20 protein-coding genes are annotated in these 24,467 nt (G+C 47.7%); 7 read left to right on the forward strand and 13 right to left on the reverse strand.

Annotated elements, in window-relative coordinates:
• Genes GRF55_RS10315 through GRF55_RS10330 form a run of 4 tightly spaced genes read right to left on the reverse strand, consistent with a single transcriptional unit; the run spans position 1 to position 2,848 of the window.
• Positions 1-750 carry a nucleoside phosphorylase gene (locus GRF55_RS10315; protein ID WP_028912860.1) on the reverse strand — a complete coding sequence of 250 codons (750 nt, stop codon included), beginning with the start codon at positions 748-750 and terminating at the stop codon, positions 1-3.
• Between the two features lie 11 nt (positions 751-761).
• Positions 762-1,262: a nucleotidyltransferase domain-containing protein gene (locus tag GRF55_RS10320; RefSeq protein ID WP_028912861.1), complete on the reverse strand. Its 501-nt coding sequence runs from the start codon at positions 1,260-1,262 to the stop codon at positions 762-764.
• An 11-nt stretch (positions 1,263-1,273) separates the two neighbouring features.
• The gene (locus GRF55_RS10325; protein WP_193215894.1) at positions 1,274-1,915 is read right to left on the reverse strand and encodes a Vat family streptogramin A O-acetyltransferase; all 642 of its coding nucleotides are present in this window, start codon (positions 1,913-1,915) and stop codon (positions 1,274-1,276) included.
• 27 nt (positions 1,916-1,942) lie between these two features.
• A complete protein-coding gene (locus GRF55_RS10330) occupies positions 1,943-2,848 on the reverse strand; it encodes an Abi family protein (RefSeq protein ID WP_220368325.1) in 906 nt (301 codons plus the stop codon).
• 650 nt (positions 2,849-3,498) lie between these two features.
• Here GRF55_RS10330 and GRF55_RS10335 point away from each other — a divergent pair.
• Positions 3,499-4,029, forward strand: coding sequence for a sensor histidine kinase (locus GRF55_RS10335; RefSeq protein WP_220368326.1), 531 nt, complete (start codon positions 3,499-3,501; stop codon positions 4,027-4,029).
• 12 nt (positions 4,030-4,041) lie between these two features.
• The gene (locus tag GRF55_RS10340; RefSeq protein ID WP_220368327.1) at positions 4,042-4,773 is read left to right on the forward strand and encodes a LytTR family DNA-binding domain-containing protein; all 732 of its coding nucleotides are present in this window, start codon (positions 4,042-4,044) and stop codon (positions 4,771-4,773) included.
• A gap of 12 nt (positions 4,774-4,785) precedes the next feature.
• Here GRF55_RS10340 and GRF55_RS10345 read toward each other — a convergent pair whose 3' ends face one another.
• The 4 genes from GRF55_RS10345 to GRF55_RS10360 form a co-directional block, all read right to left on the reverse strand.
• Positions 4,786-5,790 (reverse strand): aspartate-semialdehyde dehydrogenase, encoded by a 1,005-nt coding sequence (locus GRF55_RS10345; protein WP_220368328.1) that lies wholly within the window; start codon positions 5,788-5,790, stop codon positions 4,786-4,788.
• Between the two features lie 80 nt (positions 5,791-5,870).
• Positions 5,871-6,710, reverse strand: coding sequence for an OmpA family protein (locus GRF55_RS10350; RefSeq protein ID WP_220368329.1), 840 nt, complete (start codon positions 6,708-6,710; stop codon positions 5,871-5,873).
• A 536-nt stretch (positions 6,711-7,246) separates the two neighbouring features.
• Positions 7,247-11,053, reverse strand: coding sequence for a hypothetical protein (locus GRF55_RS10355; protein WP_220369717.1), 3,807 nt, complete (start codon positions 11,051-11,053; stop codon positions 7,247-7,249).
• Positions 11,054-11,094: 41 nt separating this feature from the next.
• On the reverse strand, positions 11,095-11,274 hold the full coding sequence (locus GRF55_RS10360; protein WP_220368330.1) for a hypothetical protein: 180 nt from the start codon (positions 11,272-11,274) through the stop codon (positions 11,095-11,097).
• A gap of 830 nt (positions 11,275-12,104) precedes the next feature.
• On the opposite strand from GRF55_RS10360, the gene purL reads away from it, so the two are divergent.
• The 4 genes from purL to GRF55_RS10380 are packed head-to-tail and all read left to right on the forward strand — an operon-like array spanning position 12,105 to position 18,006.
• On the forward strand, positions 12,105-15,836 hold the full coding sequence (gene purL / locus GRF55_RS10365) for a phosphoribosylformylglycinamidine synthase (protein ID WP_220368331.1): 3,732 nt from the start codon (positions 12,105-12,107) through the stop codon (positions 15,834-15,836).
• A 23-nt stretch (positions 15,837-15,859) separates the two neighbouring features.
• Complete coding sequence (locus GRF55_RS10370) at positions 15,860-16,408, forward strand: chromate transporter (protein ID WP_220368332.1); 549 nt, start codon at positions 15,860-15,862, stop codon at positions 16,406-16,408.
• On the forward strand, positions 16,405-16,980 hold the full coding sequence (locus GRF55_RS10375) for a chromate transporter (RefSeq protein ID WP_220368333.1): 576 nt from the start codon (positions 16,405-16,407) through the stop codon (positions 16,978-16,980). Before GRF55_RS10370 ends, GRF55_RS10375 begins: the two co-directional genes overlap by 4 nt.
• A gap of 24 nt (positions 16,981-17,004) precedes the next feature.
• On the forward strand, positions 17,005-18,006 hold the full coding sequence (locus GRF55_RS10380; RefSeq protein ID WP_220368334.1) for a DNA/RNA non-specific endonuclease: 1,002 nt from the start codon (positions 17,005-17,007) through the stop codon (positions 18,004-18,006).
• Between the two features lie 48 nt (positions 18,007-18,054).
• Here the strand turns inward: GRF55_RS10380 and murF are convergent, their stop codons facing one another.
• The 5 genes from murF to rplM form a co-directional block, all read right to left on the reverse strand.
• A complete protein-coding gene (murF, locus tag GRF55_RS10385) occupies positions 18,055-19,389 on the reverse strand; it encodes a UDP-N-acetylmuramoyl-tripeptide--D-alanyl-D-alanine ligase (RefSeq protein ID WP_220368335.1) in 1,335 nt (444 codons plus the stop codon).
• 123 nt (positions 19,390-19,512) lie between these two features.
• Complete coding sequence (tsf, locus tag GRF55_RS10390) at positions 19,513-20,517, reverse strand: translation elongation factor Ts (RefSeq protein ID WP_220368336.1); 1,005 nt, start codon at positions 20,515-20,517, stop codon at positions 19,513-19,515.
• A gap of 40 nt (positions 20,518-20,557) precedes the next feature.
• Positions 20,558-21,427: a 30S ribosomal protein S2 gene (rpsB, locus tag GRF55_RS10395; protein WP_220368337.1), complete on the reverse strand. Its 870-nt coding sequence runs from the start codon at positions 21,425-21,427 to the stop codon at positions 20,558-20,560.
• Between the two features lie 188 nt (positions 21,428-21,615).
• Positions 21,616-22,002 carry a 30S ribosomal protein S9 gene (rpsI, locus tag GRF55_RS10400; RefSeq protein ID WP_220368338.1) on the reverse strand — a complete coding sequence of 129 codons (387 nt, stop codon included), beginning with the start codon at positions 22,000-22,002 and terminating at the stop codon, positions 21,616-21,618.
• Between the two features lie 9 nt (positions 22,003-22,011).
• The gene (gene rplM, locus GRF55_RS10405) at positions 22,012-22,479 is read right to left on the reverse strand and encodes a 50S ribosomal protein L13 (RefSeq protein WP_220368339.1); all 468 of its coding nucleotides are present in this window, start codon (positions 22,477-22,479) and stop codon (positions 22,012-22,014) included.
• Between the two features lie 395 nt (positions 22,480-22,874).
• On the opposite strand from rplM, the gene GRF55_RS10410 reads away from it, so the two are divergent.
• On the forward strand, positions 22,875-24,311 hold the full coding sequence (locus tag GRF55_RS10410; protein WP_220368340.1) for a lipopolysaccharide biosynthesis protein: 1,437 nt from the start codon (positions 22,875-22,877) through the stop codon (positions 24,309-24,311).
• Positions 24,312-24,467: the final 156 nt, after the last annotated feature.

Raw genomic sequence — 24,467 nt, forward strand, 5'->3', positions numbered from 1 at the left:
TCAGATGTAGGTTGCCGTTTCTAAAGCAATATAAAGTTTGTTTAAACTATGGTTGGCATTGTTCAAGCCTTTGGCTTCATATCCATTTGTATCCAAAATGTCACCTGCTTCAAAAAAAGCATACAACTTCAAATTGTAGAAGTCGCACACAGATTGAACTCCAGCCAATTCCATTTCTACAGCGATGCACCCTTCTTCCATACGTTTGCGTACAAGTCCTTTTGTTTCTCTGATCATCGAATCTGTCGTCCATATTTTACCTGTAATATATGGTACAGATAATTTGTCGAAAATTATGGAAAGTTCCTTGCTTGCGGCTATATCAATATAGTCGGATGGTGCTGCAAAATAATATGAACACCCGTCCCCTCTGTAACTTTGTGTCGGTATGATAAATCTACCTTGTGTGGTTGTACGGTCAAGACTGCCACAGGAACCGAACATAATGAACTTTGATGCTCCAGTTAGCCAGCTTGCAAGATGACATTGAGAGGATGCTACTGCTGAACCTATTCCTGACAGGTAGAAAGTTATCGTAACTCCTTTATAAGTTGTTTTATAGATATGCGTGTCGCCATTGCAAGCCGACATAGTTGCAATAATTTCAGATTCGTAGGAATCAAGTAAATGCCGATGAATTTCCTTCGAGAATATTATCAGGCATATATCTGCAAAATCTCCACGTCTGCCGTAGAAATCAAACAGATTGATCATTGGTTCAGTTTCAATATCATAACTATCAGTAATCATAGCATATTGAATCAGATGTGAGTTTTATATTGCTCCGGTATCTCAAGATTGAAAGTTCTGCATAACAACAGAACATCGTGGACATCATTTTCATCGTATTCATATCCAAGATGGAACTGTACCTGTGCCTCCGGGTTTATGCAGAACACCTCAATATTCCCGATTTTTCCTTTACCTGAGAAAGTTTCGCTTGGGAAAGTGTATCCGTCATATAGAATTCCATCTTCGACATATTCGAAACAATGCAGATCGATTATTCTTCCGTTGTCATCTTTCCAGACAGTATGGCTGTCGGTCGTATAGTCCATTATAACTTCTCTGTATCCCTTCCCTGTAATCACGGATATGGTTATACAGTAGTCTTTCTTCTCTACGAACAGATCGATGTCGTTATGTATTCTTGTTTCTCTGCCTATAAGTGCATCGACACCCCAACCGCCGTCCAAAAATACCTTTACAGATGCTTCAGACAGCATTTCAAGAATCTCACATACATCAAAACAAGTTACCATAAAATTCGAATTTATAGGTTTCTGATCAATGATAAATCACCACTTGACAAAGCTTTGAAATTGCGCTCAATTTTCTCAATGTCCCAATCCCACCATTTCAGTTGCAGCAGAAAGGCGATGAATTCGTCATCAAAACGCATCCTGACCACTCGGCAGGGATTTCCCACGGCAACAGCGTATGGAGGAATGTCTGAGGCAACAACAGAGTTGGCTCCGATAATTGCACCGTCGCCTATATGAACGCCTGGCATGATGGTAACATGCTGGCCAATCCAGACATCATTGCCCACAACGGTATCACCCTTCAGAGGCAATTCATCTTTCACTGGAGCAATGGCACTTCCCCAGTCACCACCAATGACATAAAACGGATAGGTTGTCACACCGTCCATCCTATGATTGGCTCCATTCATGACAAACTCCACACCCTTGGCAATAGCGCAGAATTTGCCAATAATCAGCCGGTCACCTATGAAGTCGTAGAAATGAGTGACATGCTTCTCAAACTGGTCAGCACCATCCACATCATCGTAGTAGGTATAGTCGCCGATGATGATACGCGGGTTCTTCACCACGTTCTTGATGAAGCAGAGGCTTGGAATCTTCGGATTCGGAAAAGCCTCATTGGGGTTGGGTCTATTATTGATTTCCATAAATTCCGATTTATCTGTCTTTTTATATCAAGCAATTGGTGTATTCCATAATGGCTCAGCCTCCCAACCACGAGGAAAGCCCATCGCATTGATGTCAATGGACGGGTAGGAACTGAGTAGGGCATCAATCTTTGCCTTCATGTCGTTGTTCGGCGAAATGATGTCAAGGAAGAATTTAATGATACAGAGACTGAAATAGGCTTTCTTTTGGTTGACTGGAATTGCAATCCAAGGACGCGCCATACGTCGCTGAGTCAAAACCCTCAGAGCAAATGTACGGTTCCATACGCGAGCGTGATGACCGCAGTTGTTTCTGGCAACAGTGATAATTGTCATCCATGAGTTAAAGACTGGCACTCCCAGGGAAAACTCTTGTGCTATCTTCTTTCGAATCTGGTTGCTCCTGATGTTATCGTATATCCTTGTCAGCACACCCAAGGGAAGTATCTCAGCCAACATCCAAGAAGGGGGGTATGAGTCAGAATAAGTGTTGCGGAAATGTTCAATGAAATCTTCGCGCGACTTTGCCAGTTCTACATCTATCAGCTGCTTTGTCTTGGCAAAGGTGCTGGTATCATAGAAACACGTCGGGTCGGTCATCCAAAAGGGATTCCCTGTCTCACGGCTCGTTATGTTGATAATGGCACTACGGACGGCTATCTCAATCTTCTCAATCTCGTTGAACATCAGCAGGCGAAGATGCCTGTCGAAGCGATACATGTCCAAGGCTTGATTGAACGTGGCTCCTGGTTTGAAAACATGATTTTCCTTCGGTGTTGTCAAAAGAGGATAGAGATAAGCACTAAATCTGTAATAACCGATGTGGCGGAGATAGTTCTCCGTACGTGCGACATTCTCAATGTGGAGTCCACGAGATTGCAGCAATGTCACCAGCTGAGCTGGTGATGAGTATGTCTTTGTATAATGTGCCATAATAAAACAAAACGACCCGCCGATTTAAGCATTGTGAAGAGGCTTGGCGGGTTCTCGTGGCGCAAAGGTACTGCTTTTATTTTGAATAGCCAAACTTTTTTGAAGAAAAAGAATAAAAGCAGCCTAAGAAATCCCCTTTTTGCCTCAAAGTGTTACCTCATCCTTTCTTTTCCCTACCTTTTTCAATTAATATGAACCAAAGATTACCTGTCTGGCGAACATAAACATTGGTACGATTGACACGGCAAACAAACAGTAGTCAACAAAAAAGAAAGTTGACAGCCGTTTGGATTATCCAAAGTTGACTTTGAATTATTAACCGCCATTGAATCCCAGACACTTAGAGTGCCCAAGATACAATAGCGGTACAAGAACCTTGTTTTTAGCCGATTTTCGAGTCATCAACGAAGCCATAAAATGAGCTTCTAATGTCAACCAGACTTGGCAAACGGCAAAAATGCCTCAAAATTGAAAGTTAAATAATCTTGATGAATTGTTAAATCTTGCTCACTTTTGAAGGCTGGTTTTGCTCTGCAAAACTCTTAGATTTGCCCTTTTGATGGATTGCACTTTTTTGTACCTTTCAACTTTGGTGGTATTGCATAAATATCTGTGCTGCAATTATTTATGAAATCACAAAACAATCCCACATGAACACGCTCAACAACATACACGCGCTGGTCGATATCGACCCGCAAAAAGCGCAGACAAGCATCCTGCAATTGTCCAAGCTCATGAGATACGTGCTCTACGATGCGACGAAAAATCTGGTTCCCCTGCAACAGGACATCGACTTTGTCAGCAACTACATCCGACTGATGCGCATCCGCTATTCCGACAAAGTGGCTATCGAAACCGACATCCGGGAACCGATGCCCGACCGACAGATTCCACCACTGCTGTTCATCAGTTTCGTGGAGAATGCGTTCAAACACGGCATCAGCTACGAGAACGAATCGTTCATACAACTGAGCATACATACTGACGACGACAAACTCCACTTCAGTTGTCGGAACAGTAAGAAACGAACGGAAAAACCGGAAAAGGCCGACAAAGGAGGTGTTGGAATAAAGAACACACGCCAACGGCTCGACCTCATCTACGGAACCGACTATCAACTTGACATCCGGGACGATGACAACGATTACACTGTCAGCCTCACCATCCCTCTCACCTCATAAAAAAACAACACCATGATTAAATGCCTTATCATCGACGACGAACCACTTGCGCTCCAACAGCTCGAGGGTTATATCAAGAAAATTCCATACCTTGAACTCGCTGCCAGTTGTCAGAGTGTCAGTGAGGCACTGGGCATCATCAAGACTGACAGTATCGACGCCGTCTTTACCGACATCAACATGCCCGACATGAATGGGCTCGACTTCGTCCGTGCCATACACGACACGGGCGAAAACCCGCTCATCGTTTTCACCACCGCCTACTCGGAATATGCCGTTGAAAGTTTCACCGTCGATGCCGTTGACTATCTCCTGAAACCCTTCGGACAGGAAGACGTGGAGCGCGTGGCTGCCAAACTGTTCAAAATCTATGAGCAGAGCAACGTGGCTGCCGTTTCGTCTGTGGATGAAGATGACACGCTGTTCCTCAAAACCGAACACAAAATCGTGCGCATCGATATCAAGGACATACGCTACATCGAAGGCATGAGCGAGTATCTGAAAATACATCTCGAAGGACATCCCAAGCCGCTCATCGTGCTGCTCAGCATGAAAAAACTCGAAGAACGGCTGCCCACACCTATCTTCATGCGCATCCACCGTTCATACATCATCAATCTGAAAAAGATACAGGAAGTGAACAAGAACCGCGTCATCCTCGATGCCGACACCTATCTGCCTATCGGCGACCTCTATCGGCAAACCTTCATGAACTATCTCGAAACGAAATTTATTGGAAAATAATGATGAGAGAATCTAATGCGATTCTCTCATCAAATATTCGGCTATCTGCACTGCGTTGAGGGCTGCTCCCTTACGAATCTGGTCGCCACTGAGCCAGAGGGTCATGCCATGCTCATCGGCAAGGTCTTTCCGTATGCGTCCCACGAAGATGTCGTCCTTGCCTGCTGTGTCGAGCGGCATCGGATAGATGCCGTCGGACGGGTTGTCGCACAGGCAACAGCCTGGGGCAGCGGCTATGGCTGCCTGCACCTCTTCCACGCTCAGGGCGCGCTCGGTCTCTATCCATACGCTTTCCGAGTGGGAACGGAGGGCGCTCACCCGCACACAAGTGGCTGAGCAGCGCACGTCGGAGTGCATGATTTTCTGTGTCTCATAGAACATTTTCAGTTCTTCTTTCGTATAGCCGTTAGGCTGGAACACGTCCACCTGCGGAATGACATTGTATGCCAACTGATGAGGGAAGCGACTCACGGTGACGGGTTCGCCGGCAAGAATCTCCCGATACTGCTGCTCCAGTTCTGCCATGGCTGCCGCTCCGGCACCGCTGGCGCTCTGATAGCTTGCCACCCGTATGCGCCGGATGTGGCTCAGCTGCTCGATGGGCTGTAAAGCCACCACCATCATAATCGTCGTGCAGTTGGGATTGGCTATGATATTGCGCGGGCGGTTCAGTGCATCGGCGGCATTGACCTCCGGCACGACGAGGGGGACGTCATCGTCCATACGGAACGCGCTGGAGTTGTCAATCATGACTGCCCCGTGCTTCGTGATGGTCTCTGCATACTCACGCGAGACACCGCCACCTGCCGAGACGAACGCCACATCCACATCGCGGAAGGAATCATCGTGCTGCAACTGCTGCACTTCTATCTGTCGTCCGCCATATTCATACACCTTCCCGGCACTTCGCTCACTGCCAAAGAGTTTCAGTTCGTCGATCGGGAACGCCCGTTGTGCCAGCACCCGCAGGAACTCCTGCCCCACGGCGCCGCTCGCACCGACTATCGCTACATTCATATTTCTTTTTAATTGATATTCTTTTAATAAGAGATTCCCAGAGTTCCTAGTCCTCCCAGTGTTCCCAGCCGGGCTTATATTCAATCTTTCTCAGGTGCCTGATCGATGAGTTCCATGAACTGGTCGAGTTTCGGCGTGATGATAATCTGTGTGCGGCGGTTACGCTGCTTGCCCACTTCCGTGTTGTTGGTTGTCAGCGGGTTGTATTCGCCACGTCCGCCAGCCGTCAGTCGTTTCGGATCTACGCCGTAGCGGGTCTGCAGGAACTGCACGACGCTCGATGCGCGCAGACAGGAGAGGTCCCAGTTGTTGCGGATGTTCTCGCGCGAGATGGGCACATTGTCGGTATTTCCTTCCACGAGCACGTCATAGTCCTTGTAGTCCATGATGATTTTCGCAATCTTCGAGAGCGTTTCTGCCGCACGGTCGTTGATTTCGTACGACCCACTCTTGTAGAGCATGTTGTCTGCCAGCGAGATATAGACCACACCCTTGAGCACCTGCACGTCCACCTCTTTCAGTTCCTCGCGTGAGAGCGAGCGGGTGAGGTTGTTGGTCAGCACCATGTTGAGCGAGTCGCTCTTGCTCTTCACCTCTACAAGGTGGCGTATGTATTGGTTCGACTCGTTGATCTGGTCCACCAGTTTCTCGATGCTCACATTGTTCTGATTGGCATTTGTCAGACTCTTGTCCAACGAACGCTGCAGGCGTGCATAGTCTTTCTGTGCTTGTGCGAGTTGTGCCTCAAGACTGCTCACGCGCGAATTTGCCGCAGCGAGTTGTTCCTTAGCGCTCATATAGTTCTGTGTCAGCGACTTGTTCTCGTCCTGACAAGCTACTAATTCCTTTTTACTTACGCAGCTGGTCATCAAGATGGCGCCTGCTGCGAGCGACAAGATAAATAGTTTTTTTGTTTTCATAATCGTATTTTTTTATTTGAAATCGGTGCAAATATACAGAATAGACGCATAAAACATCAAAAAGTCTCATACGTTTATTGAATTTTAACCACTTTCCCGCATGGTTTTTTGATTATTAACGAGGGAGCCCTAATTCTTAATTGCTTTCAGCGAACGTTGTTTGACTTCCTTCGTTCGGAGGGATTTGCAATCCCTCCGCTATTTAATATAAGCATTTGCAATGCGCTTAACATACAAAAAAGCGGAAAGTTTCTCGGATTACAATTGCTTTCCCCTTCGGACAGCGAACGTTGTTTCCTAATATTATCTGCGTGCGGATTGCAATTGGCTTTGACTTTCCCCGTAGGCGTCGATTTCCAATTCCCTTCGGCCGCCGAACGTTGTTTCCGCACGAACGATATAACGTAATTTCGTTATACCGTTATTTCGTTATCACGTAATCTCGTCATAACGTCTTCAAACAAAAAAAGCAAAAATCGGAATGCGAAACGCATCCCGATTTTTGCTTTATCATTTTCTCCCTTGGGAGGGATTGTTTACTTAAACAGCACTTTCTGTCCGTTCATGATATAGATTCCGCGTCCTGGGTTGGTTACCTTACGTCCTTGCAGGTCGTAGATTTCTATTTTGCCATCAGGCAATGGACGGTTGATGTCTTCGATACCTGTCGGCTCGTCAATCACTTCGATGAAGGTGTCACTGCCACCGATGAAAGGTTTAGCATAAGCTTTGCCATCTTTCTCTCTAATCATTTGGATGTACGAATACAAACCTCTTGGCAATCCTCCTGTCTTAGGTATCCTTGTCGTTGTGTAGTACATCTTACCAGCAGCGTGGTAGTATGAGTTAGCTGGAATAAATCCACCTGGTTCATAAACTGCGGTTTCTTTCATCGTGTATGTCTCGTTTGTTTCGTCGCCTTGAATAACGAAGTTAGCCTCGTATCCAGTAATCTCAGTCCATACATCACCATTGTCGTTATTCGTTTGACCTGGTGCAACTTTCGGGAAACTTTCGCCAGAATTAATGGTTACGTCCGTGGCAATCCATATCGGACCCTCAAGACTACGTTCAACTTCAGCGTTACGCACATCATTCTTCAGATACCAACCAGCTACGCCATTTGCACTGGTAGAGTAAGCCTTAGTAAAGACAGGACGGTTATATTTAAAGTCAGAACCGGCTTCTATATCGGGATCTTTTGAAGGTCTTACGATATAAGGAATACCTGCTTGCATAACGATATCGTCTTCACCTTTACCCTCCAACTGATTCTTATAGTGGATGACGCGTCCCTCAAATTTATCAAGTTTAGATACGTTCGCATTCTCTCCGAACATCTCTTTCACGTGTTTGAGTGTCAGCGATACAGGCAGTACGATAGAGCTCCAGCCTTTTGGCATTGTGCGACGGAGAACCACTTTTTTCACCGTTGTGACATTCGTTCCATGTGCAATATCTGTCGGGTCGAAGAGGTCAATCCATTGCGTGTTGTTCTTCATGTCGGTTTTTTCGGAATACGTACCCTTTGGTGTACCAGAGTTACCATCTATTTCTTCGAAAGGACCGACTTTTTTCGTTCCCTCAAGCTCGTCGATGACGAACTCATCGGGTTCTACCTTACCCATATAGAGCAGTTCGAAGTCGTCGAAGCATACCCACTCGTTATCAAAACTTCCATCGACTTTGCTGTGATCCACACCGATTACCAATTCACCGTCTGGACCAACATATACTGGCAGACCGATACGGTAGTTGCTGGCGTTTTTATGGGTATCGTCAGTAGACGTTTGGTCTGACTCGCTCATGGCATCCACCGCGTTGAAGAAACGTCCTGCACCTGTCACCGTCTTGGGAACAACCCAGTTATAGGCTGCATCTGCACCAGTATCAAAGAAAGTTCCCTTATATCTTGCAAAAAGATTTTCATCTTTTACAAGGTACATCTGTGCATTAACTGTTTCTATCGCTGCATCAGTCATCGCTCTTCCGTCAGCATATTTATGATGATAATTCCATAGTCCGAGCTGTGTATATAGGAAGGTGGAGTCACTGATACAGTTGACGAAGTTGTATTTAGAGATTTTTCCGAGTTGGTTATGTCTGATAGCACCTTCATAGATAGACGGCAACATACGGCGTACCTCTTGTGCAGGTAAGTCAATCTCTACATTCTGATCATTCAAACCTTTCTTTCCTTTAGGATAGCTCCATGCGAAGAGGTAGCTGTCGTGGCTACGACGCCACATCCATTCTTCACCAATTTTTACGCGTGCTTCGTTAAACCAATCGTTAGGAGCTTTGGTGTTTGTGTTGTTCTCGCCCATCTTGTCACCATTGCTTGCACTCAAATCGTTCCAATCGGCAATGGTGTATTGCGTCATATCGTGCGGTGCATAGAATCCACGTACATAAACCACATAGAGACCTTCGCGCAGACCTGTGATTTTCTGCTGAATGTTGGCAGAACCCTTGAAGATGGAACCACAATAGTTTGCCTCTTGTCCTTCCGTCATCATAAATTCTTGAGCATTCACGTCAGTACCTTCATGTCCTGTACGCCAGAAGTGTCCTGTACCCACTTTGTGGTGCTCTTGCTTGTTGTCCCAGTGGCCACTATAATCTATATTGTATGGGTGTACATGGTGGTGGCCTGAAGGATGCGTTTCAGTATCGCGGTCGAACCATTGCCATCCGAATTCGGTATCTTCATTAGGATGAGTGTAATGTCCTTCAGCGTCAGGACCTGAGCAAACCTCCTTTGCCCAGTTATAATTAAATGAGGTATAGAACTTCGGATTCACGATTTTTGAAGACATGTCCGCTGGTTGTGTTTCAGATGCCACCAAACGGAAACGGTCACGTTCTTTTTTGGTTACCAATTTCCAACGGTTGTTCTTGTCTTTAGCTGCTTCTGTCAGTCCATCATCCAAACTTATGAAATACTTGCCTTGGTCGTAGTTTTTCTTCTCGTCGCCGAGTGATTCGTTCCATTCGTCATTACTATAGAGTGGCACAACATTGGAATCACCAGCACCAGTGCGTTCAAGAACTACGTTGAAGTTAGTGAAATAAAGTCCTTTCCATGTTTCACTAGCTGTCGCCTCTGGATCCACTTGAATCGTGAAAGTCATTGTACGGCTATTGAAGTCATCTTTTTTTATCTCGGTTAAATTAGTACCATTACCAGAACCAATCGTCTTTGTTACGTCGCCTGCTTTCACAATAAACTTCCTACCAGAAGTCCATGTCAATCCTTCTAAGGCATAACTTTTGATGACATAACCTTCGGGAGCGGAAACGGTGATGGTATGGACATTTCCATCGGCGGGGTAGAAACCTAACGCATTGAGATAGTTGTCATTGCCATCAGCATTACTTACTCCCATGAATTCGCCATCAGCCGTCACTGTAACAGGCACCGTTGTTTCGTTGCTGAGCGCCAAGTTGGCTGTGAAAGTGCTTGCAGCCGTATTGCTTGGAGAAAAAGAACCAAGAGTGGTAATGTCAGTTCCTTTTTGGGCAATTGCCACGGTAGGTTTGTCAGCACCATACATCTGTCCTGCAAACTTCACGAAACGTACCGCATTATAGTCAGCACTTACCTTACCAGCATTGGTAAGCAACAGGTAAGAGTCGCGGTTGTAATATTCCGATTTGATTAAATCGCCATTACTATTCAGATCTCTATTTGTCTGTCTGTGTGTATAGATGATATATTCCACTTCGCCTTTTTCACCTTCCACCTCATGGAACTCAAAGAAGAATCCACCAGGATGGCCACCGTCATTGACACCATCATGATATTCATCTTTATAACGCAATGCGAGGAATTTATTGTATTCAAAGTGACCAAACAGACCGTCGTTCACATTCATACGTCCAATAACCCTGTCTTCACGCACACCTACTGGCTGAAACCAATAGCCTGTTTGCGTGAAAGTAGGACGGATAGGACGTGAAGTCTCCTTATATAAGATATATGGCAGTCCCACTTGGTTGACCATACCGGTTTCTCCCCAGTAGTCACCAATCTGCAGATATTCGCCAGTGGCTACGTTACAAAGATAGAGAGTGTCACTTTCCACCTCAGAAACACGATGTCCCTTCCAGTGGAATCCGAGACGAGCACGACTGTTGCTTCTAAAACCGTCAATCAAGTCAGAGCCCTTGAAATAGTCGTACTTTTTATCTCCAAAGACAATTACCTCCCATTCATCTCCCCTTGGGCTTGTTTCCTTCTGAGCGTAATCACTTCCGCCCTTGCCTTGTGCGAAGGCGCTGGAAACAGCAAGCAACAACATTGCTGAGAGCACGATAAATTTTGTAAATGCTTTTTTCATTTTTTCTTTTTTTGCTTTTTACTTTTTTTACTTACTCTTACTTAGAAACTACCCCAATTGCCTACGCCGCCATTGTCGTCGTCGTCGAATGACCACTCTTTTCCCGGCATTGGAGGTTCGGGATCATCGGGATTAACGGGAGTGATGGGTTCTTCTCCGTCTCCACCATCGTGATTAACGCCAGAAACGACGAGACCACCAAGCAGTTGCTCAATTTTCATCTGTACTACAACTGATGAAGGAGAAACATAAATTCTTTTTTTCATCTTCTTATTACGATTATTGTTATTTAATTATTAATTATTACTTCTCATTATTTATAATATATAGACTTCCTCATGCTCAACGCGCCTTAATAGGTTTGTTTGTAGCATCTGTTCTGAATGAAATCTTTTTTTGACAATCATCCAGAAATCTCTAAATGAACAGTCTTTTAACATTTCTTTACTTTACTAAAGTGTTGATTCTTAATCTTTTAAGAACTGTTGCCAGTCATTTTTAGAACGCGGAAGTCCGTTTTTTCGGCTGCAAAGGTATAACAAATAAATGAAACAACTCTTTTATAAGTGTTAATAATATATAAATATTTCATTTTTGTAGTATTTTGAGCGTTTTTCTTGTGAAAATGCGACTTTTAACAGGATTGACGAAGAAAAGTAAAATATTTTTTTAATTGGAGAAAAAGGGGGGATTTTTTTAAATTAAAAATTAAAAATTAAGAATTAAGAATTAAGAAACAACGTTCGCTGAAAGCAATTATGATTACTGTTTTTTAATTGAGAAATACTCCCTCGTTCGTTCGGACGTTATGACGGTATTACGTTATAACGGTATGACGATATGACGATGCATTAACTTTGACTATCGTCGAAGTTACTCACGCTCGACAATAAAAACAAAGTTTTTATATTATCTTCAACTTGTCTGACTTTAACAAAAAAGGAATTTTGTCAAGTCAGACAAGCCGAAGATATTAAAATAAATAAATTTATTTTGTATTGTCCTCGCTTAATCGTAACTTTGTGCTCAAATTTGAAAAAAGTAAAAAAAGATGATATTCTTCTTCCGAACATCAGGTAATAGTGTGATAGCGACAGCGGTGGATCATCAGTTAGACCATGAGGAGGTTTCTAAACTCTGCTGGCTCTATGGAAATGCAGCGCCCATCGAAAGCGACCATATAGAGGGTTGGTTCGTCGGTCCGCGACGCGAGATGGTTACACCATGGAGTACGAACGCTGTGGAGATTACTCAAAATATGAATATGAAGGGCATATCCCGCATCGAGGAATATTTCCCAGTGGATAACGAACACGTGGCACACGACGAGATGTTGCAACGGATGTACAACGGACTGGGACAAGAAATCTTTACGGTGAATCATGAACCAGAACCTATCCGCTATATCGAGCAGATTGAAACCTATAACGAACAGGAAGGACTCGCCCTCTCGCCAGAGGAAATAGAATATCTGCATACTGTCGAACAACAACTGGGCAGGTCGCTGACCGATTCGGAGGTGTTCGGCTTTGCACAAATCAATTCGGAACATTGCCGACACAAAATATTCGGCGGAACGTTTATCATCGACGGAAAAGAAATGGAGTCGTCGCTCTTTGCCATGATTAAAAAGACGACGAAAGAACATCCGAACAAGATTCTGTCTGCCTATAAAGATAATGTGGCTTTTGCACAGGGACCAACGGTGGAGCAGTTCGCACCCGCCAACCAAACAACGAGCGACTATTTCGTCGTGAAAGACGTGGAGAGCGTCATCTCCCTGAAAGCCGAAACGCATAACTTCCCAACAACAGTGGAGCCGTTTAACGGCGCATCGACAGGTACGGGTGGAGAGATTCGCGACCGTATGGGTGGCGGAACAGGCTCGTGGCCCATCGCGGGAACGGCGGTATATATGACTGCCTATCCCCGTCTGACGGAAGAAAGAAAATGGGAACAGATTCTCCCCGTGCGCGAATGGCTGTACCAATCGCCCGAACAAATCCTTATCAAAGCATCGAACGGCGCCAGCGACTTCGGCAATAAGTTCGGACAACCGCTCATCTGCGGTTCGGTGCTGACCTACGAAGGGGAGAATGAGGGAACGAAATATGCCTACGACAAGGTGATTATGCTTGCTGGTGGCGTGGGCTACGGTACGAAGCGCGACTGCCTGAAGAAAGCACCGCAGCCAGGAAACAAAGTGGTGGTGGTCGGTGGCGACAACTATCGGATAGGATTAGGAGGAGGTAGCGTGTCGTCGGTTGATACGGGACGCTATTCCAACGGTATAGAACTCAATGCCGTACAACGGGCGAACCCAGAAATGCAGAAACGTGCCTATAACTTGGTGCGCGCATTGTGTGAAGGTGATGTGAATCCCGTTGTCAGCATTCACGACCACGGTTCGGCAGGACATCTTAACTGCTTGTCGGAACTGGTGGAAGAATGTGGCGGTAAAATAGATATGACCAAACTGCCCATCGGCGACCAGACGCTCAGCGCGAAAGAGATTATCGCCAATGAGAGTCAGGAGCGTATGGGCTTGCTCATCGACGAAAAGCATATTGAGGAGGTGCGGAAGATTGCTGAACGTGAACGTGCGCCGATGTATGTGGTGGGTGAGACGACGGGCGATGCCCATTTCTCGTTCGTGCAAGGCGATGGTGTGAAACCGTTCGACTTGGATGTGGCGCAGATGTTTGGACACTCGCCCAAGACGGTGATGCGAGATACGACCGTTACGCACCATTATGAGGACGTCGCTTACGAACAGGAGAAGTTGAACGACTATCTCACGAACGTGCTCCAATTGGAGGCAGTGGCTTGTAAGGACTGGCTGACGAACAAAGTGGACCGCTCGGTGACGGGAAAGATTGCCCGCCAGCAATGTCAGGGAGAGATACAGTTGCCGTTGAGCGATTGTGGCGTGGTGGCGTTGGACTATCGCGGTCGCAAAGGTATCGCTACTGCTTTGGGACATGCCCCACAGGCTGGTCTGGCATCGCCAGAGGCAGGTAGTGTGCTTGCCGTCGCCGAGGCACTGACCAACTTGGTGTGGGCACCATTAGAAGATGGATTGAACAGTGTCTCGCTCAGCGCCAACTGGATGTGGCCCTGCCGCTCACAGGCAGGTGAAGATGCCCGCTTGTATAACGCCGTCAAAGCGCTGTCGGACTTCTGCTGCGCCATCGGTGTGAATGTGCCGACGGGAAAAGACTCCCTCTCGCTGAGTCAACAATATCCCAACGGTGAGAAGATTATCTCTCCGGGAACGGTCATCGTCAGTGCCGGCGGCGAAGTGGCTGACGTGAGGAAAGTCGTATCGCCCGTGGCAGTCAACGACAAGAACTCTTCGTTCTACCACGTGGACTTCTCCTTCGACGAGCAACGACTCGGCGGAAGTGCTTTCGCACAGTCACTCGGACGGATTGGCGACGATGTGCCAACGGTGAAAGAACCAACCTATTTCACCGACTGCTTCAATGCCATACAGGAACTTATCAACAAGGGATGGGTTATGGCTGGACACGACATCAGTGCCGGTGGTCTCGTCACTACCTTGCTGGAAATGTGCTTCGCCAACAAAGAGGGCGGTATGCACATCAACCTACACAACCTGAACAGCACCGACATGGTCAAGATGCTGTTTGCAGAAAATCCCGGCGTGATTATCCAGGTGGCAGACGCACACAAAGAGGAACTCAAAACGTATTTCGAAGAGGCGGGCATTGCGTTTGCAAAAATCGGATACCCGACACCGAAGGAGCGCACCCTGATTATCAAAAACGACAACGCCGAACACGTGTTCGACATCGACAAACTGCGCGACATCTGGTACAAGACGTCCTACCTGCTTGACCGCAAACAGAGCTTCAACGGCTGTGCCGATGAGCGATTCAAGAACTATAAGCAACAACCGCTCGAAGCAAAATTCAACAAAGATTTCAAAGGAACTTTGGCACAATACGGACTGGATGCCGACCGCTGGAAGAAAGACGCAAACAAAACGGGCAACCGTCCATGCGCAGCCATCATCCGCGAGAAAGGAACCAACGGCGAGCGCGAAATGGCTTACTCACTCTATCTGGCAGGTTTCGACGTGAAGGACGTGATGATGACCGACCTGATTGCAGGACGCGAGACACTGGAAACGGTCAACATGATTGTCTTCTGTGGCGGCTTTTCCAACAGCGACGTGCTGGGCAGTGCCAAAGGATGGGCAGGAGCATTTCTCTACAACCCGAAAGCCAAAGAGGCGCTCGAACGATTCTATGCGCGCCCCGACACCCTCTCGCTGGGCATCTGCAACGGATGTCAGCTGATGGTTGAACTCGGACTTCTGAACAAAAAGGAGGCAACAGACGGGGAAAAGGCACACATGATGCACAATGATTCCCGGAAATTCGAAAGCGCATTCGTCACACTCAACATCCCGCAGAACAACAGCGTCATGCTCGGATCGCTGAGCGGCAACAAACTGGGCATCTGGGTGGCGCACGGCGAAGGAAAGTTCTCGCTGCCGAAGGATGAGAACCATTACCATATCGTTGCGAAATACAACTATGCCGAATATCCCGCTAACCCGAACGGCAGCGACTACAACGTGGCGGGCATCTGCTCTGAAGACGGGCGCCATCTGGCTATGATGCCCCACCTGGAGCGTGCCATCTTCCCATGGCAGTGCGCATGGTATCCGGAAGTGCGTCGCACCGACGACATCACCCCGTGGATGGAAGCCTTCGTGAACGCAAGAAGATGGATTGAAAAGACAAAACAATAAAAAGAAAAAACAGGAGACTGGCGATGAATCATTTCTATTGGACAGCATTTAAGACATTCTTCAGAATCGGCGCATTTACCATTGGCGGTGGATACGCCATGATTCCGATGATTGAGTCTGAGGTTGTGGACAAGCATAAATGGCTCAGCAAAGAAGAGTTTCTTGACCTTATCGCCGTAGCACAGAGCTGTCCCGGCGTGTTTGCCATCAACATGAGTATCTTCATCGGTTACAAACTGCGGAAGATAAAAGGCGCTATCGCTGCCAGCATAGGAACCGCCCTGCCCTCGTTTGTCATCATCCTGTTCATCGCCATGTTCTTTCATGAGTTTCAGGACAACGAGGTGGTTGCCTCCATATTCCGCGGCATACGTCCTGCCGTGGTGGCACTGATTGCCGTGCCCACGTTCAACTTGGCACGGTCGGCAAAAATCAACCTCGCCAACTGCTGGATTCCAATCGGCAGTGCATTGCTGATATGGCTGATGAAGGTCAACCCCATCTATGTGATTCTGGCTGCCGGCGTAGGCGGCTATCTGTACGGACAATTCATTAAACCCACTGAGCCATGATATTCCTGCAACTATTCATCACGTTCTTTCAAATCGGACTGTTCGGGTTCGGTGGCGGATATGGCATGCTGTCGCTCATACAGGGAGAGGTGGTGACAAACCACGGATGGATAACGATGGGCGAATTTACTGATATTGTGGCTATCTCGCAGATGACACCCGGTCCCATCGGCATCAACTCTGCCACTTACTGCGGCTATACAGCCGTTCAAAATGCAGGAATGGGACACGGCATGGCAATACTGGGGAGCACCGTTGCCACCTTTGCACTTGTCTTGCCATCGCTCATCCTGATGATTCTTATCAGCCGGATGTTCATGAAATATATGAATACACCTGTTGTGCAAAGCATCTTCACCGGACTTCGTCCTGCCGTTGTCGGACTGTTGCTCGCTGCGACGCTCCTCCTTTGCAATGCAGAGAACTTCTCCACACCATCCGACGACGCTTGGCAGTTCTGGATCAGCATCGGCATATTCGTTGCCACCTTCATCGGAACAAAAGTATATAAAATCAGTCCTGTCAGGCTCATCGTCTTTGCAGCCTTCGCCGGACTTTTACTATTATATTAAAGAACAAACATAAAGACAAGAGATATGAAAAGAATCCTTTTTACATTGCTGGGCGTATTGACAACCGTCATCGCAACTGCACAGACTCCCAGCATCCTCCGTTACTATCTGAACGACGGAACGACTATCGACGTTAAAATCTCTGAACTGAACCAGATACAAAGAATCGCCAAGTCAGGACTGGACAACATCTTCAACAACGGACAGACGGCAATCAGCGTTCCGTTCGACGAGATTGACAGTATCGTGTTCGTTGCCGACAATAACGTCAACCGCAACACCAACCCACGGGCACAGCGACTGGAATATCCGCGCCTGAAAGAAGGCAGCGACCAACTGCTCGTCATCCACAGTACGGCGCAATACGGCATCACCTTCTCACTGGAATGGGACTGCTCGAAGAGAAGTCAGCGCTGGACGTGCTATCAATTCCATAACGGGATTCCCGACAACAACGTAGGAAGAAACGAATCTTGGAAGGTTGACCCGAATATTCCTTCAGCCTATCAGACGAGCCAGGCAGACTATAGCGGAAGTGGATTTACACGTGGTCACATGTGTATGTCGAACGACCGCCAAAGTTCTGTGGAGCAAAACAAACAGACATTCTACTATAGCAACATGCAGCCGCAGTATTCGAACCACAACAGCGGACTCTGGCAGACACTTGAGAACAAGGTCAACTCATGGGGAAACAATAGTTCGTTCCGCGACACGCTTTACGTTGTAAAGGCTGCTACCATCGACAAGGCTGACCAACGGTTGGCAAACACCAGCACGGGACTCATCGTTCCGAAATATTTCTACATGGCAATATTGTGCGTGAAGAACGGACAATATAAAGCCATCGGATTCTGGACGGAACATACCAATAGCAGCGTCAAGAACGTAAAGCCGAAAGACTACGCCGTCAGCATTCGCGAACTGGAAGAAAAGACAGGCATCGACTTCTTCTGCAACCTGCCCGATGATATTGAGGAGACCGTCGAATCGTCGTATTCGCTCAGTGCCTGGGGAATCAATTAGAGCCGTTGAAGTGCACGCTCACTCCCGTCAGTCATGATGGCTTTGGAGTTAAAGCAACTCAGGCAACTGGAACAGCCGAATGCTGTTAGAACCTTTTATCAGGATGTAATACCCTTCGGGGCGTTGCGCTGACAGGGCTTGCTTCACTTCGTCCACATCATGGAATTTCCGGAAGGGGCTGTCTATCTTCGAAAACTCATCACCGACCAGCCACACTTCATTGAAACATGCCTCTTGAAGGACATCGACCACGCGCTGATGCTCCTCGGTTGATGATGCTCCCAACTCACGCATATCGCCGAGAATGACCATCTTGGGGCTGACCGCCATACTTTTGAAATTCTCCAAGGCGGCTTTCATGCTCGTCGGATTAGCATTATAGGTATCAACCACCAAGCGGTTGTGTGCCGTCACCGTCAGTTGCGAACGGTTATTGGAAGGGACATACGACTCTAAAGCATGCTTGATTTGGGTTTCGCTGACCCCGAAAGCGAGTCCGACCGTAATCGCTGCCAACGCATTGTTGATATTATAAGAACCGATGAGGTGGGTATCTATTTCCTGCGGAACAGGCATCTTGCACGTTCTCCACTCAAACTGTAGATAGGGATCACAGGCAATCACCTCCCCTTGAACATCGGCTGGGCGACCATCTTTCCCCGAACTGTAGGTGTGCCATCCATCCGACAACGACGGTGTGCGCCATCGCTCCTGCGCCATCGCCGTCAAGTCATCATCGGCAGCATTGATGAAGAGAGACTGAGCCGTGCGGTGCGCCGACAGGAAATCATAAAGTTCGCCCTTCGTCCGTTTCACTCCCTCAAAACTGCCGAAACCTTCCAGATGGGCTTTCCCGACATTGGTAATCAGACCGCAATCGGGTTCTACGATATGGACGAGCTCACGGATTTCACCCGGATGATTGGCTCCCATCTCTATCACAGCCAGTTCATGCTCCTTTGTCATGCGCAACAGCGTTTTTGGAACACCAATATGATTGTTCAGGTTGCCTTCCGTGTAAAGCACGTTGAAGCGCTCCCCGAGAACGGTGGCTATCAGTTCCTTGGTGGTCGTCTTCCCGTTCGTCCCCGTCACACCGACAATGGGTATCCCGAGTTGTCGCCGATGGCAGGTAGCCAGTTGCTGCAACGTCTGCAGACAATCGTCCACGAGAATGTATTGCTTGTTCGAAGGCTCCACATACGCTTCCTCATCCACGACTGCATAGGCACAACCTTTCTCCAAGGCTGACTTCGCAAATTCATTTCCGTTAAAGGACGCTCCTTTCAAGGCGAAGAAGATGGACCCTTCAGGGCAGTCGCGGCTATCAGTTGTCACGACGGGATGTTCACAAAAAAGACGATAGAGTTCGCTGATTTCCATATTTTCAAAAGTTGTTTCTGCAAAAATAACCTTTTTCCGTGAATTGGTCAAACGTTCCAACACAAAAAAATTGCCGCTCCCCTTTTCAAAGGAAAGCGGCAATTCACATCATTAACCTTTTATTTATTCTGCAACGAGCGTGAAACGCTTGTAGTTCACAATCTGCAATTCGCTGTCCTGACGCTTCAGCCATTCAGCAACAGTGGCTTTGTCGCCGTCGCCGAACTGGAATTCCTGGTCAACGAGACAATTCTCTTTCAAGAATTTCTGTACGCGTCCCTTAGCAATGCTCTCAATCATTGCAGGATTGAGCGATGCTGCCTTCTCTACAGAAACTTCTGCACGAATCTTGCGAGCCTGCTCTGCCTGCTCTGCTGTCAACCAGCCTTTGGCGATGTTCGACTCGATGTGGTCTTCACTGTCAACGAGATTGGCGTTGATTCCTGCCTTGTTGATAGCTGCCACTACAGCCTTTTCAACCTGCTCGAGCTTGGTCTTCTCCACAGCGGTCTTGTACTCCTCGTCAAGAATCTTCTGATCTACGCTTTCTGCATTCAGGGCAACGGGTTTCATTGCTGCCACCTGCATTGCCACTTTGTGTGCTGCGTCTTCATTGTTCTTGTTGAGCTGTACCATCGTAGCGAGTGTGTGACGACCCATGTGGTCATAAACATCAACGTTGTCGCCTTCGATGAAGTTATAGCCGTCGAGTTCCATCTTCTCGCCGGTGATACCTGAGCGCTGTGTAACGACAGCCTCTGCTGTTTCGCCGTTAGCCAGTTTCAGTGTCTTCACTTCATCCAGACTCTTGCAGCGTGCCTCGATAGCTGCATCGAGAATGCTCTGAGTCATTGCGATGAAGTCGGCACCGTTAGCCACGAAGTCGGTTTCGCATTTCACTGCTACCATTGCAGCGAAGCCAGCCACTTTCTTCACGAGCACACAGCCATTAGAGGTCTCACGGTCTGAGCGCTTTGCAGCGATAGCCAGTCCACGCTCGCGGAGCAGATCCTTTGCCTTATCGAAGTCTCCCTCAGCCTCTTCCAACGCTTTTTTCACGTCTGCGAGACCTGCACCGGTCATGGTGCGGAGCTTCTTGATATCATCCATATTTGCTTTGTAAGCCATAATTCTTCTTTTTAATGATTAAAACTTAATGAGACTTCAATTATTCAGCAGCAGGTGCTTCTTCCTCTGCAGCGGGAGTTTCCTCGGCTTTCGGAGCTTCAGCAACAGCTACTTCCTCAGCTTTCGGAGCCTCTTTGCGGGCACGGCGTGCACGCTTCGGCTTCACTTCTACTGCCTCTTCATCACCCTGCTCTGCAGCTGCTTTGTCATCAGCCTTCTCAGCCTTGCGCTCTTCAAGTCCTTCTGCGATAGCCTGACAGCATGCGGTCAGAATCACGTCGATAGAGTCTTTTGCATCGTCATTGGCTGGGATTACGAAGTCAATGTTGCCCGGATCTGAGTTGGTATCAACTACACCGAAAACGGGGATACCCAGACGGTTTGCCTCCTTCACTGCGATATGTTCTTTCATCACATCGATTACGAACAGTGCACTTGGCAGGCGTGAGAGGTCGGCGATTGAACCGAGGTTCTTCTCGAGCTTGGCGCGCTGGCGTGTGATTTGCAGCAACTCACGCTTTGAGAGATTCGAATATGTTCCGTCGCTCATCAGTTTGTCGATGGTAGTCATTTTCTTCACTGCCTTGCGAATGGTCGGGAAGTTGGTCAACATACCGCCGGGCCAGCGCTCAATCACGTAAGGCATTCCTACGCTTGCTGCCTTCTCGGCAACGATTTCCTTTGCCTGTTTCTTGGTTGAAACGAAAAGCACTTTCTTTCCTGACTTTGCAATCATCTTCAGAGCTTCTGCAGCCTCATCGATTTTTGCAACAGTCTTGTGCAGGTCGATAATATGAATGCCGTTACGCTCCATAAAGATGTAGGGAGCCATTGCGGGATTCCACTTGCGGCGCAGGTGACCGAAATGGCAACCTGCTTGGAGTAGTTGGTCAAAATTTGTTCTTGCCATGTAATTATTTCTTTTTTGTTTTTAATGTTTACTTTCTTTTTTAATTCTGATGTGTTAGAATCAGCCGGTGAGTAGTCCTTTCGGAATCTCACCAGTTTAGATACTAAACGAATGGACTTGCCTCTCGCCACCATGAAACAACCGCATGATGCAATCGCCCAATGACGGAAAGGCAACCGTCCAATACCTTAACGCTTGCTGAACTGGAAGCGGCGGCGAGCTTTCGGCTGACCTGGCTTCTTACGCTCAACTTTGCGGGCGTCACGGGTAAGGAATCCGTGGTCTTTCAGGTTTTTCTTATCTTCGGCATTGATTTTCACCAGTGCACGGGCGATGGCGAGGCGCAAAGCTTGGCTCTGACCTGTGAAACCGCCTCCGTCAAGATTGGCTTTGATGTCATATTTCTCTGCCACTTCGAGCAGTGCGAGCGGTTGTTTTACCACATACTGCAGGATGGCTGATGGGAAATAATCTGTTAAATCTCTTTTATTGATGGTTATCTTGCCTGTGCCTTCGGTCAAATAAACGCGTGCAACAGAACTTTTACGACGACCAATTGCATTTATCATTTCCATGCTTCTATCTTATTTAAACTGGTTAATATCAATTGCTTTCGGTTTCTGAGCCTCATGTTTGTGCTCTGTCCCTTCATAAATAAACAGATTGCCCTGCAGGGAACGTCCCAACGGACCTTTCGGCAGCATGCCTTTCACGGCATGACGGATGATTCGCTCCGCACCGTATTTCTTCGTGCGCAATTTTGCCGGAGTCTCGAAACGCTGACCGCCAGGATATCCTGTGTAGCGAGTGTAGAGTTTCTCGGTTTCTTTCTTACCAGTGAAAACGACCTTGTCGGCATTGATGATAATCACGTTGTCACCGCAATCTACATGCGGAGTGAACGATGGTTTGTGCTTTCCGCGCAACAGCTTGGCAACTTTTGAGCAAAGACGACCAACTACCTGGTCGGTGGCATCGATTACCACCCACTCTTTATTCTCTCTTGCTGCTTCCTTACTTACAGAAAGCGTCTTGTAACTTAAAGTGTTCATTTCTTGTTAAATTTAACTACTGTTTATTGATAAATTACTTTCTCTGACCCCGACACGCAAAAACACAAGCGAGCATGCTGCGCTCCCGCTTATCGAAATCATCGTACGAGCGATTCACTAACCATGAAGCCCGGCCAAAAGCCTCACTATTAACACTCCCGTACCGGGGACTCTAAGTTCATCCCCATTGTAATAATCGGACTGCAAAGGTACGCATTTTATATATATCGCAAACAAAAAGCATCACAATTTATTGTAAGATTTATAGATTGTTAACACTTTAAGCACCGTTTCTTGGGCTCAAACGCGGAAAAACGGTCATTTTTTTGCTGTTTCAACGAAAAGCGTTACCTTTGCAAAGCTTTATAGAACACACACATTATTATATATAATATATGAGCGAAACGCTGAAAGAGAAAACGGCAAAAGGACTGTTTTGGGGTGCCATCAACAGTGGCAGCATGCAGGTGCTGAACATTCTTTTCGGCATCATGCTCGGACGGCTGCTCTCGCCCGACGACTACGGCATCGTCGGACTGCTGGCTGTCTTCACGGCAGTGGCAGGAAATATCCAGGACAGCGGCTTTGCCGTGGCACTCATCAACCAGAAAGAGACGCGCAAGGAGGACTTCAACTCGGTGTTTTGGTTCAACATCCTTGCCAGCATCACGCTCTATGTCATCCTCTTTTTCTGCGCCCCGCTCATCGCCGACTATTTCTCCCAGCCGGCACTCACCACCCTCGCACGGGTCTTGTTCCTGGCTTTCATCGTCTCCTCTGTCGGCATCGCCCACGGGGCGTATCTCACCAAGCACCTGATGAACCGCGAGAAAGCCATCATCAGCATCTCGGCATTGCTCGTCTCCGGAGGCATCGGCGTGACACTCGCTTTCAAGGGATATGGCTATTGGAGCCTTGCGTGGCAGCAGATTATCTACAACATCGTCATACTCATCGGCAGGCTGTATTACACCCCCTGGCATCCCACGCTCAACATCAACTTCGAGCCCGTGAAACGGATGTTCAGCTTCAGCTACAAGATTCTCATCACGATGATTATCAACTCGTTGAGTGAGAACGTCCTGACATTCATTTTCGGACGCCTCTACCCCATCCGCTCGGTCGGCTACTTCTCGCAGGCGCACCACTGGGACTGCAAAGCCCACTCGTTCGTCAACATGACGATAGCCCAGGTGGCGCAGCCCGTGCTCGCCTCCATCAACGACGAGAAAGAACGCCAGCAGCGCGTGTTCCGCAAGATGCTGCGATTCACGGTTTTCCTCTCCTTCCCATGCCTGTTCGGCTTGGCTATCGTAGCCGATGAATTCATCATCCTCACCCTCTCCGAGAAATGGAAGGAGAGCGTCGCGCTCCTGCAGATTCTCTGCATCAGCGGCGCTTTCGAACCGGTTTACATCCTCTACCACAACCTCGCCATCAGCCGCGGACGGTCAGACATCTACCTGTGGTGCACCGCCCTCCACATCCTCATCCTCATCGCCATCATCATCGCCCTCCACAACTACGGCATCCTGGTGATGGTCATCGCCTATTCCGCTTTCCACATCGCATGGCTGGGCGTATGGCAAGTCATGGCTCACCGACTCATCGGGCTGCGTCTGCGCGACGTACTGCGCGACATCGCCCCGTTCCTCCTCATCACACTCTCCATCATGGCAACAACCTATCTCATCACCAGCCCCATCGGGAACATGGTGCTGCTGCTCATCGCCCGCATCCTCATCGCCGGCGGACTCTACATCGCTGTCATGAAAATCCTCAAAGTGAAAATCATGGAAGAGGTGGTGAAATTCTTTTTCCGCCGCAAGTAAAACCCCACCAGCAAACCTGCATAAACATACAGAAACACTGTATAAATATAACAGTTGAACTTTCACTTTCCAAAAGTTGCCCTTTTGGCTCCTAAAAGTGCCACTTTCACCTCCTAAAAGTGCCACTTTTGCATGCCAAAAGTGGCACTTTTGAAA

The organism is Prevotella sp. Rep29 (assembly GCF_019551475.1).
Taxonomy (GTDB): Bacteria; Bacteroidota; Bacteroidia; order Bacteroidales; family Bacteroidaceae; genus Prevotella.

What these genes read in the sequence shown, in the direction of transcription:
- GRF55_RS10375 (WP_220368333.1), top strand. Translation starts at nt 16,405, where the DNA reads ATGATATTCCTGCAACTATTCATCACGTTCTTTCAAATCGGACTGTTC.
- GRF55_RS10370 (WP_220368332.1), top strand. Translation starts at nt 15,860, where the DNA reads ATGAATCATTTCTATTGGACAGCATTTAAGACATTCTTCAGAATCGGC.
- tsf (WP_220368336.1), bottom strand. Translation starts at nt 20,517, where the DNA reads ATGGCTTACAAAGCAAATATGGATGATATCAAGAAGCTCCGCACCATG.
- GRF55_RS10410 (WP_220368340.1), top strand. Translation starts at nt 22,875, where the DNA reads ATGAGCGAAACGCTGAAAGAGAAAACGGCAAAAGGACTGTTTTGGGGT.
- murF (WP_220368335.1), bottom strand. Translation starts at nt 19,389, where the DNA reads ATGGAAATCAGCGAACTCTATCGTCTTTTTTGTGAACATCCCGTCGTG.
- GRF55_RS10345 (WP_220368328.1), bottom strand. Translation starts at nt 5,790, where the DNA reads ATGAATGTAGCGATAGTCGGTGCGAGCGGCGCCGTGGGGCAGGAGTTC.
- GRF55_RS10315 (WP_028912860.1), bottom strand. Translation starts at nt 750, where the DNA reads ATGATTACTGATAGTTATGATATTGAAACTGAACCAATGATCAATCTG.
- GRF55_RS10350 (WP_220368329.1), bottom strand. Translation starts at nt 6,710, where the DNA reads ATGAAAACAAAAAAACTATTTATCTTGTCGCTCGCAGCAGGCGCCATC.
- purL (WP_220368331.1), top strand. Translation starts at nt 12,105, where the DNA reads ATGATATTCTTCTTCCGAACATCAGGTAATAGTGTGATAGCGACAGCG.
- GRF55_RS10355 (WP_220369717.1), bottom strand. Translation starts at nt 11,053, where the DNA reads ATGAAAAAAGCATTTACAAAATTTATCGTGCTCTCAGCAATGTTGTTG.
- rpsB (WP_220368337.1), bottom strand. Translation starts at nt 21,427, where the DNA reads ATGGCAAGAACAAATTTTGACCAACTACTCCAAGCAGGTTGCCATTTC.
- rpsI (WP_220368338.1), bottom strand. Translation starts at nt 22,002, where the DNA reads ATGGAAATGATAAATGCAATTGGTCGTCGTAAAAGTTCTGTTGCACGC.
- GRF55_RS10320 (WP_028912861.1), bottom strand. Translation starts at nt 1,262, where the DNA reads ATGGTAACTTGTTTTGATGTATGTGAGATTCTTGAAATGCTGTCTGAA.
- GRF55_RS10340 (WP_220368327.1), top strand. Translation starts at nt 4,042, where the DNA reads ATGATTAAATGCCTTATCATCGACGACGAACCACTTGCGCTCCAACAG.
- GRF55_RS10330 (WP_220368325.1), bottom strand. Translation starts at nt 2,848, where the DNA reads ATGGCACATTATACAAAGACATACTCATCACCAGCTCAGCTGGTGACA.
- GRF55_RS10360 (WP_220368330.1), bottom strand. Translation starts at nt 11,274, where the DNA reads ATGAAAATTGAGCAACTGCTTGGTGGTCTCGTCGTTTCTGGCGTTAAT.
- GRF55_RS10380 (WP_220368334.1), top strand. Translation starts at nt 17,005, where the DNA reads ATGAAAAGAATCCTTTTTACATTGCTGGGCGTATTGACAACCGTCATC.
- rplM (WP_220368339.1), bottom strand. Translation starts at nt 22,479, where the DNA reads ATGAACACTTTAAGTTACAAGACGCTTTCTGTAAGTAAGGAAGCAGCA.
- GRF55_RS10325 (WP_193215894.1), bottom strand. Translation starts at nt 1,915, where the DNA reads ATGGAAATCAATAATAGACCCAACCCCAATGAGGCTTTTCCGAATCCG.
- GRF55_RS10335 (WP_220368326.1), top strand. Translation starts at nt 3,499, where the DNA reads ATGAACACGCTCAACAACATACACGCGCTGGTCGATATCGACCCGCAA.